The following is a 15,341-nucleotide window of genomic DNA, read 5'->3' as shown; positions in this document are numbered from 1 at the left end:
GCGATGCTGCTCGTCTCGACGCTCTCCGCCGCGGCCCAGAGCCGCCCGGACACCTTCGCCGACCTCGTCGACCAGGTCGCCAACTCGGTCGTCAACATCACGACCAACACATCCGTCGCGTCCACCTCGGGTGGCCCGAACGAAGGCAACCCGCTCGAGGATTTCTTCGAGGAGTTCCGCCGCCGCAACGCGCCCGACGGCGCCCCCGAGGAACGCCCCCGCCGCCGTGGCAGCGCGCTGGGCTCAGGCTTCGTCATCTCCGAGGACGGCTATGTCGTCACCAACAATCACGTCATCGAGAACGCCGACGAGATCCTGATCGAGTTCTACGATGGCAAGGAGCTTCCGGCCGAGGTCGTGGGCACCGATCCCAACACCGACATCGCCGTTCTCAAGGTCGAGTTCGGCACCCCGCTGGCCTTCGTGCCCTTCGGCGATTCCACCGCCATGCGCACGGGCGACTGGGTCATGGCCATGGGCAACCCGCTGGGCCAGGGCTTCTCGGTTTCGGCAGGCATCGTGTCGTCGGTCGGGCGCGAACTTCAGGGCGCCTATGACGACTACATCCAGACCGACGCCGCCATCAATCGTGGCAATTCGGGCGGCCCGCTCTTCAACATGGACGGCGAGGTGATCGGCGTGAACACCGCGATCCTGTCGCCCAATGGCGGCTCGATCGGGATCGGCTTTGCGATGTCGTCCAACGTCGTCACCCGCGTCGTCGACCAGCTTCAGGAGTTCGGCGAGACCCGGCGGGGCTGGCTCGGCGTGCGCATCCAGGACGTCGACGAGGAGCTGGCCGAGAGCCTCGGGCTGGACGCCGCATCGGGCGCGCTCATCACCGACGTGCCCGAAGGCCCCGCCCGCGAGGCCGGGATCGAGGTGCGCGACGTGATCCTGACCTTCGACGGTCGCGAAATCGCCGACACGCGTGAACTCGTGCGCACCGTCGGCAACGCGCCCGTGGGCGAGGCCGTGCGCGTCACCGTCTTCCGTGATGGCCAGACCGAGACGCTTCTGGTCACGCTGGGTCGCCGCGAGGAAGCCGAGCGCGCCGTCCCCGCCTCGGCCGAAGCCGATCCCGAGGAGGTCGGCGAGGCGGAACTGCTGGGCATGACCGTCTCGACCCTGACCGAAGAGCTGCGTCAGCAGCTCGGGCTGGACGGCGACGCCTCGGGACTTGTGGTGTCGGATATCGACCCCGACAGCTCGGCCTACGGCAAGGGCCTGCGCGCGGGCGACCTGATCGAGGAAGCGGGCCAGGTCCGCGTCGAGACGGTGGCCGAACTCGAAGCGCGCCTCGACGAGGCGCGGGAGGCGGGCCAGACGTCCTTCCTCCTCCTGACGCGCCGCTCCGGCGACGCCCGCTTCGTGGCGCTTTCGCTCGACGACGAGTGACCATTACGGAATGACGGCAAACGGGCGCCTTCGGGCGCCCGTTTCGTATTTGGGCAGTCCGCGAGGGGACGCCCGCCCCGATCATCTCTCAGCCGGTGAGCCAGACCCAACCCAGGATCAGGCCGATCAGCACCGGTTGATGGATCAGGTAGATCGCCAGCGTATGCCGCCCCGGCCAAGCCAGCCGCTTCGCCCACCGCACCCGCGGAATGCGCCAGCGCAAGAGCCGCGCACCCCCCGCTTGCCCGAAGGCCAGCCCGGCCAGTAGCGGGGCCAGCCACGGCACCATCGGCTCGTAATCGATCATGGGCGGGATCGGCCCGGCGCCGAGGCCGGACCAGAGCCACCAGACACCGCCCAGCGCCTCGTTCCGCAGCTTCGGCAGCACCGTGAGAACCACGACCGCCCCGGCCGCCGTGAGCCACCACCGCATGCGCAGGAACGGCAGAGCGAGCACCGAGGCGAGCGCGATCGAATGCAGGATGCCGAACCGGACCCAGGCCCCCGGCACCGCCACGTAGGTCGCCAGCGACACCGCCGCCGCCGCCGCCACGAGCACCGCGAGACGGGTCAGGAACCCGCGCGCCCGGAACACCGTGCCATGGGCCAGCCAGAGGGACAGCCCGGCGAGGAACAGGAAGCTGCCCGCGATGCCCTTGGCCCAGAGCGCGAACCACGGCCCGAGGGTGTCGGGGGCGAGAAGGCCGTAGAGCCGCAGGTCGAAGAGGAAATGGAACGCCACCATGTGGACCAGCGCCATCGTCCGGAGCCAATCCACCGCGATCAGGCGGTCGCCCGTCGCGCCCGTCACGCGCCGTCGCGCCCCAGCTCGACGAGCCCCAGCGCCTTGGCGTTCTCGGTCGAGAGCGTCCCGCTTTCCAGCCCGCGTTCGGTCTGGAAGGCGCGGACGGCCAGCCGCGTGTCGCCGTCGTAGAACCCCGTGATCGGGCCGGCATAGAGGTCGCGCGCCGCCAGCGCCCGCTGGACCGAGGCGACGAAGCCCGGCTCGCCCGCCCGGAGCGCGCAGGGCGTCTCGAACCAATCCTCGCCACGCGGGCGAACGATGCGCGTCGAGGTCACGGTCCGGAACCGGCCGGGCGACAGGATCGTGCCGTCGGGGCCGCGCACGGCGCCGTCCTCCTGCACCTGCTCGGTCACCGTCTCGATCAAGGCGGGCACGATGCCGCGCGCGTAGCAGGCCCCCGGCCGCGCGTCCGGCGGGCCCGCGCCGCGCGTCACCGACACGGGCGGCGGCGGCGCGCAGGCGGCGAGGCAGGCGAGGATGGGAAGGATGCGGATCATGGGCCTGCGGGTTCGGGGAGGCGGACGCAGGGTCCGCGCCGGTCGGACCGACCCTAGCCCGCCCGCGCCCGCCTCCCAATGGCGCAGGGCCCCCACCCGGTCCGTTGGCCGCGATCCGCCCCGGAAATGTTGCGCCCGCGCCACCGCTTGGCTAGTCCCGGTCGGGACACGCACACGCCCGGAGGCACCCATGGCGAAGATCACCTATGTCGAGCACGGCGGCAAAGAACACGTCGTCGACGTCCCCACTGGCCTGACGGTCATGGAAGGCGCGCGCGACAACGGCATTCCCGGCATCGAGGCCGATTGCGGCGGCGCCTGCGCCTGCTCGACCTGCCACGTCTACGTGGACCCGGCCTGGACCGACAAGCTGCCCGCCAAGGACGCGATGGAGGAGGACATGCTCGATTTCGCCTACGAGCCCGACCCCGCCCGCTCGCGCCTGACCTGCCAGCTCAAGGTCACGGACGAGTTGGACGGCCTGCGGGTGCAGATGCCCGAAAAGCAGATCTGATGGCGGCGGGGGCGGCGTGTCCGCTGTCCCGCCTGGCCGTCCGCTGCGCCCGCGCCGCGCGGCGGGCCATCGCACCCGTGGCGATGGCGCTTGCGGCGCTCGGCGCGCTGCCGGCCTGGGCGTGCCTGCCGGATGCGATGGCGGATGCGCTGCCCGGTAGCCAGACGCTCTCGCTCACGGGTGCCAGTGCCGCTTGGTACGCCGATCCGACCGACATCTACGGCCACGGCATCATGGGTGGTGTCGAGGACGCGCTGACCCTCGCCGCCGTCATCCAGCCCGACACGGCGACATGCCACATTCGGCGCGTCGCGGCGGGTGACGGCCACGTCTTCGAGGATATCGCGCCGCGCCTGCACGACGTGGATGGCGACGGCCGCGCTGAGGTGATGGCCGTCCGGTCGTCGCTGACCGACGGCGCGCAGCTCGTCATCTATGCCGCGCGGGGCGACGGGCTTGAGCTGCTTGCGGCCACGCCGTTCATTGGCCGGCGCAACCGCTGGCTGGCCCCGGCGGGCATCGGCGATCTGGACGGCGACGGCGCGGTCGAGCTGGCCTATGTCGACCGTCCACACCTGGCCAAACGCCTGCGGATCTGGCGCTACGCCGACGGGGCGCTGCGCGAGGTCGCGGCGCTCGACGGTGTGACCAACCACCGGATCGGTGGTGAGACCATCGAGGGCGGGCTGATCCGCTGCGGCGAAGGCCCGATCCTGATCCTCGCCTCCGCTGATTGGTCGCGGCGGCTGGCCGTGGCCGTCCACGGCGGCACCTTCGAGACCCGCGACCTCGGTCCGTGGCGCGACGGCACGCCCCTGACATGCGCGCCCTGATCGCCGCCCTCCTGCTGGCCGCGCCCGCGCTGGCCGAGACGCCGGTGACGCCCGAGGCTTTTCTCGATGCCGTCGCGGGCCGCACGGTGACCTTCGTGATCCCCGGGACCGGCCAGATCGTCGGGGCCGAGCGGTTCATCGATCGCCGCCGCACCGTCTGGACCCGCGCCAACGGCGAATGCGCCCATGGCGAGGTGCGGGCGGTCGGCGACGAGATCTGCTTTCGCTACGAGGACCGGCCGGACATCGACTGGTGCTGGGTGCCGTTCGAGGCGGACGGCGCGCTCCATTACCGCGCGACGGACACGGGCGAAGTCCAGCGGGTCACCGACCTGCGCGACAGCCTTCTGGGATGCGACGGCGAGCCGATGTCATGAGGCCGGGCGCGCCGCCGCCACGGCCAGCGACAGGCAGCCACCCGCAATGGCCCAGTTCTTGACGAAGATCGACATCTGCCATGGATCGTCAGGGACCAGGTGGAATAGGCTGGTCAGCCCCGAATAGGCCGCGAGCGACAGCGCGACCGGCACCACGCGCCAGCCCGCAACCAGCGCCAGCGCGGCGGCGGCGTTGTAGGCCAGCGCGGGCCAGACCAGCCCTTCGGGCAGGCCGCGCCCGATCAGGAGCGCGCCCGCGGCGCCGGGATCGACCGCCTTCTGCACCGCCCCCGCCGCGAAGAGCACCGCGATCAGCCAGCGCGCGGCGACCAGCGCGGGCCCAGCCCATGTCACAGCGCACGCCACCCGATATCGCGCCGCCAGACCGCGTCCGACCACTCCACCGCATCGACCATCGCGTAGGCCGCGTCCCGCGCCTCGGCCAACGTCCCGGCCCGTGCCGTGGCCCCCAGCACGCGGCCGCCGATGGCGACCACGGCACCGTCCCGCTCGGCGGTTCCCGCGTGAAACATCATCGCGCCCGACGTGCGCGGCAGGGCGCCCAGCCCGGCGATTTTCCCGCCCGTGGCGGCCGCGCCCGGATAGCCCCGCGCGGCCATCACGACGCACATCGCGTGATCGTCGGCCCAGTTGACGCGCGCCGCGTCCAGCCGCCCTTCGGCACAGGCCATCATCAGGTCCAGCGCCTGCCCGCCCAGCCGCATCATCAGGCATTGGCATTCGGGGTCACCAAAACGGACGTTGTATTCCACGAGGCTCGGCGCGCCGTCCTCGATCATCAAGCCGACGAACAGCACGCCGCGCATCGGCGTGCCCCGCCGCGACATCTCGGCCATGGTCGGGCGCACGATCTCGGACAAGGCGCGCGCCTCGACCTCGGGCGTCATCACCGGCGCGGGGGAATAGGCCCCCATGCCGCCGGTATTCGGCCCCGTGTCGCCTTCGCCGATCCGCTTGTGATCCTGCGCCGAGCCGATCGGCAGCACGTCTTCGCCGTCCACGAGGCAGAAGAACGACGCCTCCTCGCCGGTCAGGAGCGCCTCGATGACCACGGCGCCGTCGCCGCCGTCGAAGATGTGCCGCAGCGCGGCCTCGGCTTCGGCCACGGTCGTGGCGACGGTGACGCCCTTGCCCGCGGCCAGACCGTCGGCCTTGACCACGATCGGGGCACCCTCCGCCCTGACATGGGCCAGCGCGGGCTCCAGCGCGTCGAACCGCGCGTAGTCCGCCGTCGGTGCCTCCACGGCGGCGCAAATCTCCTTGGTGAAGGCTTTCGACGCCTCGAGCCGCGCGGCCGCCGCCGACGGCCCGAATACCGCGATCCCCGCGCCGGTCAGCGCGTCCGCCACGCCCGCGGCCAGCGGCGCCTCGGGGCCGACGATCACGAGGTCCACGCTCTCCTCGCAGGCCCAGTCGGCCACTGCCGCGCCGTCGAGGATGTCGAGATCGGCGCATTCCGCGATCTCGGCGATGCCCGCATTGCCCGGCGCCACGATCAGCCGGTCGCATTTGGGGTTCTGAAGGACGGCCCAAGCGATGCTGTGCTCGCGCCCGCCGCCGCCGAGGATGAGGATGTTCATGGTCGCGCGCCCCTGTGATCCGGGGGTGGGTGTAGGCAGCCCGCCGCGAGGGGGCAAGCCACGCGGGTCCGCGCCGCTGGTGGCCCGGCCGACGCCGCGCTAGACCGAGCCTCATGGACGACCTGATCGACGACCCCCGCCCCGGCCGCAACGAGGCCGAGTTCACCGTCTCCGAGATCTCGGGCGCGGTGAAGAAGACCCTCGAGGGCACGTTCGGTCGCGTCCGCGTGCGGGGCGAGGTCTCGAAAGTGATGCGCGCCCGCTCCGGGCATCTCTATTTCGATATCAAGGACGACCGCTCGGTCCTCTCCTGCACGTCGTGGAAGGGGCAGGTGGCTGGCCTCTCGGTGATCCCCGAGGAGGGGATGGAGATCGTCGCGACGGGCAAGATGACGTCGTTTGCGGCCTCGATGTCCAAGTACCAGCTCAATGTCGACGAGGTGCAGGTCGCGGGGCAGGGCGCGCTTCTGGCGATGCTGGAGAAGCGCCGCGCCCAGCTCGCCGCCGAAGGGCTGTTCGAGCCCTCGGCCAAGCGCGCGATCCCCTACCTGCCCGACGTGATCGGCGTCGTCACCTCGCCGCAGGGGGCGGTGATCCGCGACATCCTGCACCGGCTGGCCGACCGCTTCCCCCGCCATGTCCTGATCTGGCCCGTGTCCGTGCAGGGGAAAGCCTCCGCGGGCGAGGTGGCGCGCGCGATCCGGGGCTTCGACGCGCTGGCCCCCGGCGGGGCGACCCCCCGGCCGGACCTTCTGATCGTGGCGCGCGGCGGCGGCTCGATCGAGGATCTCTGGGGCTTCAACGAGGAGGTGGTCGTGCGCGCCGCCGCCGACTGCACGATCCCGCTGATCTCGGCCGTGGGTCACGAGACGGACACAACGCTGATCGACCACGCCGCCGACCGCCGCGCGCCGACACCGACCGCTGCCGCCGAGATGGCGGTGCCCGTGCGCCTCGACCTCGCCGCCGCCATTCGCGACCTTGCCACGCGGCAGGCGCGCGCCGCGCGGGGTCACGTCACCGCCCGGCGGCAGCGCCTGACCGACCTCGCCCGCGGGCTGCCGCGACCGGACGCCGTCCTGGCGGGACCGGCGCAACGCCTCGATACCCTGTCCGAGCGGCTGCCGGTGGCGCTGCGCGGTCGCACCGCCCGCGCCCGCGTCGCCTTCTCGCGGCTCGAAGGGCGCAGCACGCCGCAGGCCGTGGCGGCCCGCGTCGCCGAGCGCCGCAGGACGCTCGCGGCACTGGCCCTGCGCCTCGATGCGGGGCTGCCGCGCCGCCGGACCGAGGCGCAGGCCCGTCTCGATCGCGTCGCGTCGAGCTTGCTGCGCGCGGGCCATCGGTTGGGCGAACGACCGGCCGCCCGGCTCGCCGCGCTCCGCTTGCGGACCGATGCTCTGACCCGCGCCACCGCCCGCGCGCGCGAACGGCTCGACGCCCGTCTCCGTCGGCTCTCGGACGTGGCGGGCGGAGGCCAGCGTGCGCGTGCGCAGCACCTCGCCGCCCTGGGTCGCCTCAACGAGACGCTCAGCCACAACGCGACCCTCGCGCGGGGCTTCGCCATCGTCCGCGACGGCGACGACATGGTGCTCACGACCGCGGCCGAGGCCCGCGCCTCCGCCCGCCTCGAGATCGAATTCAAGGATGGTCGCGTGGCGCTCGGCGCGCCCGCCCGCCGGAAGGCCAAGCCGCCGCCCCCCGATCAGGGCACGCTGCTCTGAGTCCCCGCAATCGATGTTCCAGGAAATATGCCGGGGGGTCCGGGGGGCTGGCCCCCCGGCCTCGAGCTTTGTTCGGGGGCTTTCCCCAGACGCGCCTTCAGACGCCCAGATCGGGCAGCGGGCAGTCCAGCGATTCGCGGCTGACGTCGCGCGTCACGAGGTCTTCGGACGGCGCATCGCCGTCCAGACGGGCATGGAACGCGCCATCCTCCATCTCGATGAAGTCCCAGCATTGCGGTGTCGGATCGCTATCGTAGACAAAGCAGATCTGGCCTTCGGGGTTTGCGAACCAGATACCCCGCTGGCACTGGCCGCCCTCGAAGGCCCAGATCACGCGGCTGTCCTCGAAATACTGCTCGGCCCCGAAGGCTTCGCCGAAGCGGTCGAAATGAAGCGTGCGTCCGGTGACCATCTGGTGGAACTCGTCGGGTGTGACGACCCGCTCGGCCCAGGCGGGTCCGGCGGCGAGGAGAAGGGCGAGGATCAGGCGCATAGCGGCTCCGGGTCGGCGGCAGGCGTTGAGATGGGCCGCGCCGCAAGGGCGTCCACCCTAGGATGCATCAGCCGACGCCACCACCACGGCCAAAGCGCGAAGCTGACCATCACCGGCAGCGAATAGGGCAGTTGTGGCGCGTCCGCGCCGATCTCAAGCGCCTCGAAGCCTCGGTTCGGGTGGGCGTGATGGTCGGAATGACGCGGCGCGTGCAGCGTCAGAAGGTTCGTCACCAGGTGCGGCGCGTTCCACGAATGCCGCGCGCCCACCGGCTCGTAGCGTTCGCCCAGCCACGTGCGGCGCATGCCGTAATGGAGCACGTAATCGGTGATCAGAAGCTGGCTCTGGGCCAGCAGACACAGCGCCACGTAGGCCCCGAGGCCGGCCCAGCCGAGCCAGAGACCGGCCGCCCCGAGGCAAAGCCCGCCGCCGCCGAGATAGACCCAGTAGGGGTTCCGCCAGTGCCATCCGGCCCGACCGAGCCGCCGCTGGCGCGCCTTCTCGACCTCGAGACCCTTCCAGAACGACCCGTGCCAGGCGCGAACACAGAAGCGCCACCAGCTCTCGCCGTAGCGCGCGGTATTCGGATCCTCGGGCGTGGCGACATGGACGTGATGCACGCCGGGATGCGCCGTCGTCTGGTGCCCGAAGAGCAGCGTGACGTAGATCCAGCGGCCCATCGCGCGTCGGATGCGCCCGCCCGCATGGATCAGCTCGTGGGCGTTGGAATTAATAATCTGGCCGAAGAACAGTCCCGACGCCGCGAAATAGGCCAGCCAGTTCGGCCAGGGCCCGCCGCCCGCCAGCGTCCAGACCGACAGCGCCAGCAGCGGCAGGTGCACCGCCGCCAACCCGATCGTCAGCGCCTTGGCCGCGCGCCCGTCCGGCGCGGGTCCGTGCTCGGGCAGCACATGGTCCAGCCCCGCCACCACCAGCGCCATCCAGACCAGCGAGGCGAAGTCCCACGCGCCATCCCAGACCGCCCCCGCCCCGAGGAGGGCGACCGACAGGCCAAGGGCCGCGAGATAGGGCAGGAGGGCGAACATGGCGTCTCGTCCGGGGTGGATCGTCGAGGTCCAGCCTAGCGGCGTTTCCGCGCGACATTAAGGCGGTGCCTTGTCGCGCGGCCTCGACCGCGACAATCATGCCGCGCGTGCCGCCTTCTGTCCGCGAACCGGCCCCGCGATGTCGCAACAGGGCCACGGGCAGCCCGGGGCGCGCGCTAGAAGCGGCCAGGCGGACGGGCGGAGGACGGACATGCTGGACGGCGCGAAGACCAAGGGCGTCTGGAAGTCGGGACGCGGCCGCGGGCGCGCGACGCCGAAGGGACGGCAATATGAAGAGGTCGCGCTGGCCGAGATCCGCGCCCTGCTGGGCGACCGGCCCCGCCGCCGCGACCTGCTGATCGAGTTCCTGCATCTGATCCAGGACGAATACGGCCACCAGAGCGCGGCCCACCTGCGCGCGCTGGCCGAGGAAATGCGCCTTTCGATGGCGGAGGTCTGGGAGGTCGCGACCTTCTATGCCCATTTCGACCCGCTGCGCGAAGACGATCCCGTGCCGCCCGACCTGACGATCCGTGTCTGCGATTCGCTCTCCTGCGAGCTGGCCGGGTCCGAGGCACTGATCGCGGCGCTGGAAGATGGTCTCGACCCCGCCCGCGTCCGCGTGCTCCGCGCACCGTGCATGGGCCGCTGCGACACCGCGCCCGTGCTCGAGCTGGGTCACGCCCATATCGACCGCGCGACGCCCGAGGCGGTCGAGGCGGCCATCACGGCGGGCCACACCCATCCGACGATCCCCGATTACGAGACGCTCGACGCCTACCGCGCGGGCGGCGGATACGCGGTCCTCGCAGAGTTGCGGCAGGGCGGCGACTGGGAGGCGGTGCAGGCCAGGATCGCGGCTTCGGGCCTGCGGGGCCTGGGCGGTGCGGGCTTCCCGTCGGGCAAGAAATGGGGCTTCGTGCGCGGCAATCCCGGCCCCCGCCTGATGGCCGTCAACGGCGACGAGGGCGAGCCCGGGACCTTCAAGGACCGCTACTACCTCGAGCGGGTGCCCCACCTCTTCCTCGAAGGCATGCTGATCGCCGCCTGGGCCGTCGAGGCCGAGCGCGTTTACCTCTACATGCGCGACGAATACCCGGCGATCCTCCGGATCCTCGCCACCGAGATCGCGGCGCTGGAATCGGCGGGCCTCGTCGCGCCCGGCTTCGTCGAGCTGCGCCGCGGGGCGGGCGCCTATATCTGCGGCGAAGAGAGCGCGATGATCGAGTCGATCGAGGGCAAGCGCGGCCTGCCGCGCCACCGCCCGCCCTATGTCGCACAGGTCGGGCTCTTCGGGCGGCCGACGCTGGTCCACAACGTCGAGACCTGCCACTGGATCGCCCGCGTCCTGCGGGAAGGCCCCGAGATCCTGTCGGGCGTCGTGAAAAACGGGCGCACCGGCCTGCGCTCCTATTCGGTGTCGGGCCGCGTGAACGATCCCGGCGTCCACCTGTTGCCCGCGGGCTCGACCATCACCGACATCATCGCGGCCGCCGGGGGAATGCTCGAGGGTCACGCCTTCAAGGCCTATCAACCCGGTGGCCCGTCCTCGGGGCTGCTGCCGGCGTCGCTGGACGACGTGCCGCTCGATTTCGACACGCTGCAGCCCCATGGGTCGTTCATCGGCTCGGCGGCAGTGGTGGTGCTGTCGGATCGCGACAGCGCGCGCGACGCGGCGCTCAACATGCTGCGCTTCTTCGAGGCGGAAAGCTGCGGGCAGTGCACGCCCTGCCGCGTCGGCTGTGAGAAGGCCGTGAAGCTGATGCAGGCGGGGCGCTGGGACACGGGGCTTCTGGAGGAGGTGAGCCAGGCCATGGTCGACGCCTCGATCTGCGGGCTGGGCCAGGCCGCGCCGAACCCGATCCGCCTGACGATGAAGCACTTTCCCGACGAGATCGGATAAGGGCCGGGGACCCAGGCATCGCCTCGCGCGCGCACACCGGGCCGCAAGGATCTCCGGCCAGCCTCGGTCTCGCGTCGGGTGTCGGACCTGCATATTTGACGAGCAAAGACGCAGATCGTGGTTAATCCGCGGTGAACGGCCCCTCTTTGCTCTGGAAATATGCAGGGTGCGGCGGTGCCGCTCGCGGATCAGTTCCGGAACACGCGGCAGGGGCAGCCCGCGCGGCTGACGGCACGGCAGGTGCGGATCGCCGCGGGCCGGTCCTCGGCGGCGAGCCGGGCTGCGATGATCGCCTTCCGACCCGGCCCCCGCCCCGGCACCCGAACATATTGCACCTCGTCCCCCGCCGCGCGGCAGGCGCGCGACAGCCGTCCGAACGCCGCTTCGGCCCGCGCCGTCGTCTGGCCATAGGCGACCTGCACGCCCCAAGGCGCGACCCGCGGCGGAACGGGGGTCAGCGGCGTGACGCGGCGCGCGGCGGCCATCGCCTCGCAGGCGGGCCCGAAGGCCGTGGCACCGTCCAGCGCGAAATCCAGCCCCTCGGGCGGGGCGTCGCGCCAGTCTTCCGCGGAGTGCCCGGTGATGATGCGCACGTAGTCGACCGTCTCGCGGGCGAGGCCGCCGGTCCCGGCCATAAACCCCTCGACCCGCCGTTCGCCGCCGTTATAGCCGATCGCCGCGAGGCCCACATTGCCGTAGCGCCGCGTCATCTCGCCCAGGTAATCGGCGGATTTCTCGACGGCCTCGGCGGGGTTCCAGACGTCGCTGAGGCCGCGCAGGCGGGCCGTCGACGCGATGAACTGCGCGATGCCCATGGCGCGCGCGGGGCTGAGCGCGTTCGGGTCGAACCGGCTTTCCTGCCAGAGGAGCCGCGCGAGATAGGCGGGCGGCAGGCCATGGAGCCGCGCCTCGGCCTCGATCTGCGCGCAGAGGTCGGCGGCGAAGCGGTCGGCCCGGATACAGTGGCGCGGCCCGTCCCGACCCTCGGAACAGGCGATGGGTGCGGGCGGATCGGCGCGGAGCGGCGTGGCCAGCAGCAAAAGGATCGTCAGAAGGCGCAGCATCATCCGTCAGGGGAGCCCGCGGGCCTGCGCGCGTCAACCGGGCTTTAACCGGGCGAGGCTTCGCAATAGGTGGGAGGGACCGGAGGTGGCATGTCGTTCTTCAAGAAACTCAAGGATCGTCTGACCCGCTCGTCCTCGAAGCTGGAGGACGGGCTCGATGCGATCGTGTCCGAGGGCGAACGCGCGCCCGAGACGGCGGAAGCCGCGCCGGTGCCCCCCGCGCCCACGCCAGACCCCGCCCCTGCGCCCGCGCCGCCCCGTCCGACGCCCGTCCTGCCGCCCCTCGACGAGACACCCGCGCCGGTGCCCCCTGTGCCCGCACCACCGCCGCCCCCCGCCCCGTCGGCCGCGGAACCGGCCAAGCCGGGCCTTCTGGACCGGATCATGGGGCGCGCGCCTGACGCGCCGCGCCGCGCGCTCGATGACGAGATGCTCGAACAGCTGGAAGAGCTGCTGATCGCCTCGGACATGGGCGTCGACACCGCGCTGCGCGTCACCGCCAACCTCGCCGAGGGGCGGATGGGCAAGCGGCTCTCGACGCCCGAGATCAAGACCCTTCTGGCTGCCGAGATCGCCCGCATCATGGAGCCGGTGGCCCGGCCGATGCCGCTGATGCGCCAGCGGCCGCAGGTGGTGCTGGTGGTCGGCGTGAACGGCTCGGGCAAGACCACGACCATCGGCAAGCTCGCCTCGCAGTTCCGCGCCGCCGGCAAGTCGGTCGTCATCGCCGCGGGCGACACCTTCCGCGCGGCGGCGGTCGAACAGCTTCAGGTCTGGGGCGACCGCGCGGGCGTGCCGGTGATGACCGCGCCCGAGGGATCGGACCCCGCGAGCCTCGCCTTCGATGCGATGGTGCGCGCCGAAGCCGAGGGCGCGGACCTTCTGATGATCGACACGGCGGGCCGCCTTCAGAACCGGGCCGATCTGATGGAGGAGCTCTCGAAGATCGTGCGCGTCATCCGCAAGAAGGACCCGTCCGCGCCGCACAACACTCTGCTCGTGCTGGACGCGACGACCGGCCAGAACGCGTTGAGCCAGGTCGAGACCTTCCGGAAGCTCGCCGACGTTTCCGGCCTCGTGATGACCAAGCTCGACGGGACGGCGCGGGGCGGTGTGCTGGTGGCGCTGGCCGACCGCTTCGGCCTGCCGATCCACGCGATTGGCGTGGGTGAACAGATCGACGATCTCGACGCGTTCGATCCCGAGGAATTCGCCGCCGCACTCGTGGGGACGGATGCCTGACTGGTCCGAGACACCGCCCGACGCCGAGGACTATGTCGCGTTGCGCGCGGCCTGCGGGCTGAGCGCACGGAGCCTTGCGGCCGCTCGCACGGCACTCCCGGCCAGCCTTCATGCCGTGACATGTCGCGAGGGGGTCCGCCTTCTGGGAATCGGGTGCGTCGTGGGGGACGGCGGGTGCTTCGTGCAACTCGTCGACATCGCCGTCCATCCCGACGCGCAGGGGCGGGGGGTCGGGCGGGCGATCACCCGTCGACTCGTCGCGTGGTGCGAGGCCCGGCTCCACCCGACCTGCCATATCGCGCTCGTCTCCTCGACGCGCGCCGTGCCGCTTTACGCCGCCGAGGGGTTCGCCGCCTGCCGGGGCATGGATCGCTACGCCGATCCGGGACGTCCGTCGGGGATGCGCGGATGAGCCGTCGCGCCCGGCGCGCGGTCCACGGCGCGTCCAGACCGTCCCTGCGGATGTCGGCGCGATGACCGCGACAACCCTGCGCCTTGGCGACGACCTCTTTCCCCGCGACGCGGCCGAGCGCGATGCCTTCCTGACCGCTGCGGGGCATCTGCCGCGCGAGACCTGTCCCCAAGGATTCGTCGGTCATTCCGCCATCTGGGCACGGGACCGCGACCTGCTGGTGGGGCAGGCGGCGCTGGTCGTTCTGACCGACGACCTGATGCGGCCCCGGCTGATCCCGCGGGGCGCTGCGCCCGACCTGCCCGTGGCGCTGATCGACGCGCTGGCCGTCCGGGCCGAGTACCGCGAGACGGGCCTCGAGGAGCGGATGGTCCGCCACCTGATCCGCGACGTCTGGGGTGGCGAGGAGGCGCTGGTCTACGTCGGCGCGTCCCGCGCGCCGACCTGGGCCTCGACCTGGACGGCGACGGCGCCCGTGGCCGAGATGCTCGGGTGAGCGCGCCCGGTCGCGCGCCGTGCTGACCGACTGGGTCCTCGCCATCGAGGGCACGGAGGCGGGGCACACCGCCGCGATGATCCTCGCGCTGACGGCGGCGCTGCTGCACGCGCTGTTCGGGGCGCTCCAGAAGGGGCGCTACGACCCCTGGACGTCGCGCACGGCGATCGATGCGGCGCTGCTGGTCCTGTCGGCTCCCATCGCGCTCTTACTCGTGCCGTGGCCCCCGCTCGAGCTCTGGTGGGTCCTCGCCGGGATGGTGGTGATCCATTTCGTCTACAAGGTGCTGATGGCGATGACCTATGACCGGGGGGCCTACACGGTGGTCTACCCGGTCGTGCGCGGCACCGGCCCCCTGTTCACCGTGCTGGGCGCGGGCCTGATCTTCGGCGAGCACTTCACGGCCGTCCAGTGGACCGGCGTGGGCCTGCTTCTGGCGGGGCTGTTCGGGCTCTCGGCTTACAACATGGCCAAGGTCACGGTCGACCGCGCCACCCTGGTGCCGGCGCTGGGCCTCGCGGTGGCGACCGGGTTCATGGTCGCGGTCTACACGACCTGGGACGCCTGGGGCATCCGCGCGATGCCCGATCCGTTCACATTCCTTGCGTGGTTCTTCTTCCTGACGGCCTTCGACTTCCCGGTCATCGCTGCCGTCCGGGGCAAGTGGCGCAGGCCCGATCCGGCACTCGTCCGGCTGGCGCTGGCCGGCGCGGCCATCGCCTTCGGCAGCTTCGGCTGCGTCATGCTCGCGACACGGCTCGACAGCGTGGGCGAGGCGGCGGTCCTGCGCGAGACCTCGACCGTGTTCGCCGCGCTGATCGGCTGGGTCTGGCTGAAGGAGCCGGTCGGGCCCCGTCGCCTGGCCCTCATGTCGCTGATCGCACTGGGCGCCGTGGTGGTCGAATTCGGCGGCTGATCGCCGCGACACGGGCCGCCGGG

General features: G+C 71.8%; 17 protein-coding genes. 10 read left to right on the top strand and 7 right to left on the bottom strand.

The window, feature by feature from the left end:
- Positions 1–3: 3 nt before the first annotated feature.
- On the top strand, positions 4–1,398 hold the full coding sequence (locus Q0833_RS13180; protein ID WP_298436865.1) for a Do family serine endopeptidase: 1,395 nt from the start codon (positions 4–6) through the stop codon (positions 1,396–1,398).
- A gap of 88 nt (positions 1,399–1,486) precedes the next feature.
- Here the strand turns inward: Q0833_RS13180 and Q0833_RS13175 are convergent, their stop codons facing one another.
- Together Q0833_RS13175 and Q0833_RS13170 are read right to left on the bottom strand one after the other, a co-directional pair.
- Positions 1,487–2,209, bottom strand: a complete 723-nt coding sequence (locus Q0833_RS13175; protein WP_298435574.1) for a heparan-alpha-glucosaminide N-acetyltransferase — start codon at positions 2,207–2,209, stop codon at positions 1,487–1,489.
- The gene (locus Q0833_RS13170; protein ID WP_298435570.1) at positions 2,206–2,700 is read right to left on the bottom strand and encodes a peptidoglycan-binding domain-containing protein; all 495 of its coding nucleotides are present in this window, start codon (positions 2,698–2,700) and stop codon (positions 2,206–2,208) included. Before Q0833_RS13170 ends, Q0833_RS13175 begins: the two co-directional genes overlap by 4 nt.
- Before the next feature lie 190 nt (positions 2,701–2,890).
- On the opposite strand from Q0833_RS13170, the gene Q0833_RS13165 reads away from it, so the two are divergent.
- Genes Q0833_RS13165 through Q0833_RS13155 form a run of 3 tightly spaced genes read left to right on the top strand, consistent with a single transcriptional unit; the run spans position 2,891 to position 4,424 of the window.
- Positions 2,891–3,214: a 2Fe-2S iron-sulfur cluster-binding protein gene (locus Q0833_RS13165; protein ID WP_298435567.1), complete on the top strand. Its 324-nt coding sequence runs from the start codon at positions 2,891–2,893 to the stop codon at positions 3,212–3,214.
- Complete coding sequence (locus Q0833_RS13160; protein ID WP_298435564.1) at positions 3,214–4,047, top strand: VCBS repeat-containing protein; 834 nt, start codon at positions 3,214–3,216, stop codon at positions 4,045–4,047. Before Q0833_RS13165 ends, Q0833_RS13160 begins: the two co-directional genes overlap by 1 nt.
- A complete protein-coding gene (locus tag Q0833_RS13155) occupies positions 4,035–4,424 on the top strand; it encodes a hypothetical protein (protein WP_298435561.1) in 390 nt (129 codons plus the stop codon). Before Q0833_RS13160 ends, Q0833_RS13155 begins: the two co-directional genes overlap by 13 nt.
- Here the strand turns inward: Q0833_RS13155 and Q0833_RS13150 are convergent.
- Both Q0833_RS13150 and purD read right to left on the bottom strand, forming a co-directional pair.
- On the bottom strand, positions 4,419–4,778 hold the full coding sequence (locus Q0833_RS13150; protein ID WP_298435559.1) for a DoxX protein: 360 nt from the start codon (positions 4,776–4,778) through the stop codon (positions 4,419–4,421). The two genes, Q0833_RS13155 and Q0833_RS13150, sit on opposite strands and share 6 nt — an antisense overlap.
- Complete coding sequence (purD, locus tag Q0833_RS13145) at positions 4,775–6,025, bottom strand: phosphoribosylamine--glycine ligase (protein ID WP_298435556.1); 1,251 nt, start codon at positions 6,023–6,025, stop codon at positions 4,775–4,777. Before purD ends, Q0833_RS13150 begins: the two co-directional genes overlap by 4 nt.
- A gap of 113 nt (positions 6,026–6,138) precedes the next feature.
- Here purD and xseA point away from each other — a divergent pair, with 113 nt between their 5' ends.
- The gene (gene xseA / locus Q0833_RS13140) at positions 6,139–7,746 is read left to right on the top strand and encodes an exodeoxyribonuclease VII large subunit (protein ID WP_298435553.1); all 1,608 of its coding nucleotides are present in this window, start codon (positions 6,139–6,141) and stop codon (positions 7,744–7,746) included.
- A gap of 97 nt (positions 7,747–7,843) precedes the next feature.
- On the opposite strand, the gene Q0833_RS13135 is transcribed toward xseA, so the two are convergent.
- Both Q0833_RS13135 and Q0833_RS13130 read right to left on the bottom strand, forming a co-directional pair.
- The gene (locus Q0833_RS13135; RefSeq protein ID WP_298435550.1) at positions 7,844–8,239 is read right to left on the bottom strand and encodes a hypothetical protein; all 396 of its coding nucleotides are present in this window, start codon (positions 8,237–8,239) and stop codon (positions 7,844–7,846) included.
- Complete coding sequence (locus Q0833_RS13130) at positions 8,230–9,285, bottom strand: alkane 1-monooxygenase (protein ID WP_298435547.1); 1,056 nt, start codon at positions 9,283–9,285, stop codon at positions 8,230–8,232. Before Q0833_RS13130 ends, Q0833_RS13135 begins: the two co-directional genes overlap by 10 nt.
- Before the next feature lie 211 nt (positions 9,286–9,496).
- On the opposite strand from Q0833_RS13130, the gene Q0833_RS13125 reads away from it, so the two are divergent.
- Positions 9,497–11,188 carry an NAD(P)H-dependent oxidoreductase subunit E gene (locus Q0833_RS13125; RefSeq protein ID WP_298435542.1) on the top strand — a complete coding sequence of 564 codons (1,692 nt, stop codon included), beginning with the start codon at positions 9,497–9,499 and terminating at the stop codon, positions 11,186–11,188.
- 188 nt (positions 11,189–11,376) lie between these two features.
- On the opposite strand, the gene Q0833_RS13120 is transcribed toward Q0833_RS13125, so the two are convergent.
- Positions 11,377–12,255 (bottom strand): lytic transglycosylase domain-containing protein, encoded by an 879-nt coding sequence (locus Q0833_RS13120; protein ID WP_298435539.1) that lies wholly within the window; start codon positions 12,253–12,255, stop codon positions 11,377–11,379.
- An 87-nt stretch (positions 12,256–12,342) separates the two neighbouring features.
- On the opposite strand from Q0833_RS13120, the gene ftsY reads away from it, so the two are divergent.
- The 4 genes from ftsY to Q0833_RS13100 all read left to right on the top strand — a co-directional run bounded on the left by ftsY (position 12,343) and on the right by Q0833_RS13100 (position 15,318).
- Entirely contained in the window at positions 12,343–13,494 is a 1,152-nt protein-coding gene (gene ftsY, locus Q0833_RS13115; protein WP_298435537.1) for a signal recognition particle-docking protein FtsY, read from the top strand.
- Positions 13,487–13,906, top strand: coding sequence for a GNAT family N-acetyltransferase (locus Q0833_RS13110; protein WP_298435534.1), 420 nt, complete (start codon positions 13,487–13,489; stop codon positions 13,904–13,906). Before ftsY ends, Q0833_RS13110 begins: the two co-directional genes overlap by 8 nt.
- A gap of 61 nt (positions 13,907–13,967) precedes the next feature.
- On the top strand, positions 13,968–14,402 hold the full coding sequence (locus tag Q0833_RS13105; protein WP_298435531.1) for a hypothetical protein: 435 nt from the start codon (positions 13,968–13,970) through the stop codon (positions 14,400–14,402).
- Between the two features lie 22 nt (positions 14,403–14,424).
- Positions 14,425–15,318: an EamA family transporter gene (locus Q0833_RS13100; RefSeq protein ID WP_298436860.1), complete on the top strand. Its 894-nt coding sequence runs from the start codon at positions 14,425–14,427 to the stop codon at positions 15,316–15,318.
- Positions 15,319–15,341 lie beyond the last annotated feature (23 nt).

Source organism: uncultured Jannaschia sp. (assembly GCF_947503795.1).
GTDB lineage: Bacteria > Pseudomonadota > Alphaproteobacteria > Rhodobacterales > Rhodobacteraceae > Jannaschia.
This window is presented reverse-complemented; position numbering and strand designations above follow the sequence as displayed.

Bases quoted from the DNA above. Each gene is read 5' to 3' on its own strand.
- Q0833_RS13135 (WP_298435550.1), bottom strand. From the start codon at position 8,239: ATGCGCCTGATCCTCGCCCTTCTCCTCGCCGCCGGACCCGCCTGGGCC.
- Q0833_RS13165 (WP_298435567.1), top strand. From the start codon at position 2,891: ATGGCGAAGATCACCTATGTCGAGCACGGCGGCAAAGAACACGTCGTC.
- Q0833_RS13110 (WP_298435534.1), top strand. From the start codon at position 13,487: ATGCCTGACTGGTCCGAGACACCGCCCGACGCCGAGGACTATGTCGCG.
- Q0833_RS13125 (WP_298435542.1), top strand. From the start codon at position 9,497: ATGCTGGACGGCGCGAAGACCAAGGGCGTCTGGAAGTCGGGACGCGGC.
- Q0833_RS13170 (WP_298435570.1), bottom strand. From the start codon at position 2,700: ATGATCCGCATCCTTCCCATCCTCGCCTGCCTCGCCGCCTGCGCGCCG.
- Q0833_RS13180 (WP_298436865.1), top strand. From the start codon at position 4: ATGCTGCTCGTCTCGACGCTCTCCGCCGCGGCCCAGAGCCGCCCGGAC.
- Q0833_RS13160 (WP_298435564.1), top strand. From the start codon at position 3,214: ATGGCGGCGGGGGCGGCGTGTCCGCTGTCCCGCCTGGCCGTCCGCTGC.
- Q0833_RS13105 (WP_298435531.1), top strand. From the start codon at position 13,968: ATGACCGCGACAACCCTGCGCCTTGGCGACGACCTCTTTCCCCGCGAC.
- Q0833_RS13130 (WP_298435547.1), bottom strand. From the start codon at position 9,285: ATGTTCGCCCTCCTGCCCTATCTCGCGGCCCTTGGCCTGTCGGTCGCC.
- xseA (WP_298435553.1), top strand. From the start codon at position 6,139: ATGGACGACCTGATCGACGACCCCCGCCCCGGCCGCAACGAGGCCGAG.
- Q0833_RS13155 (WP_298435561.1), top strand. From the start codon at position 4,035: ATGCGCGCCCTGATCGCCGCCCTCCTGCTGGCCGCGCCCGCGCTGGCC.
- purD (WP_298435556.1), bottom strand. From the start codon at position 6,025: ATGAACATCCTCATCCTCGGCGGCGGCGGGCGCGAGCACAGCATCGCT.
- ftsY (WP_298435537.1), top strand. From the start codon at position 12,343: ATGTCGTTCTTCAAGAAACTCAAGGATCGTCTGACCCGCTCGTCCTCG.
- Q0833_RS13120 (WP_298435539.1), bottom strand. From the start codon at position 12,255: ATGATGCTGCGCCTTCTGACGATCCTTTTGCTGCTGGCCACGCCGCTC.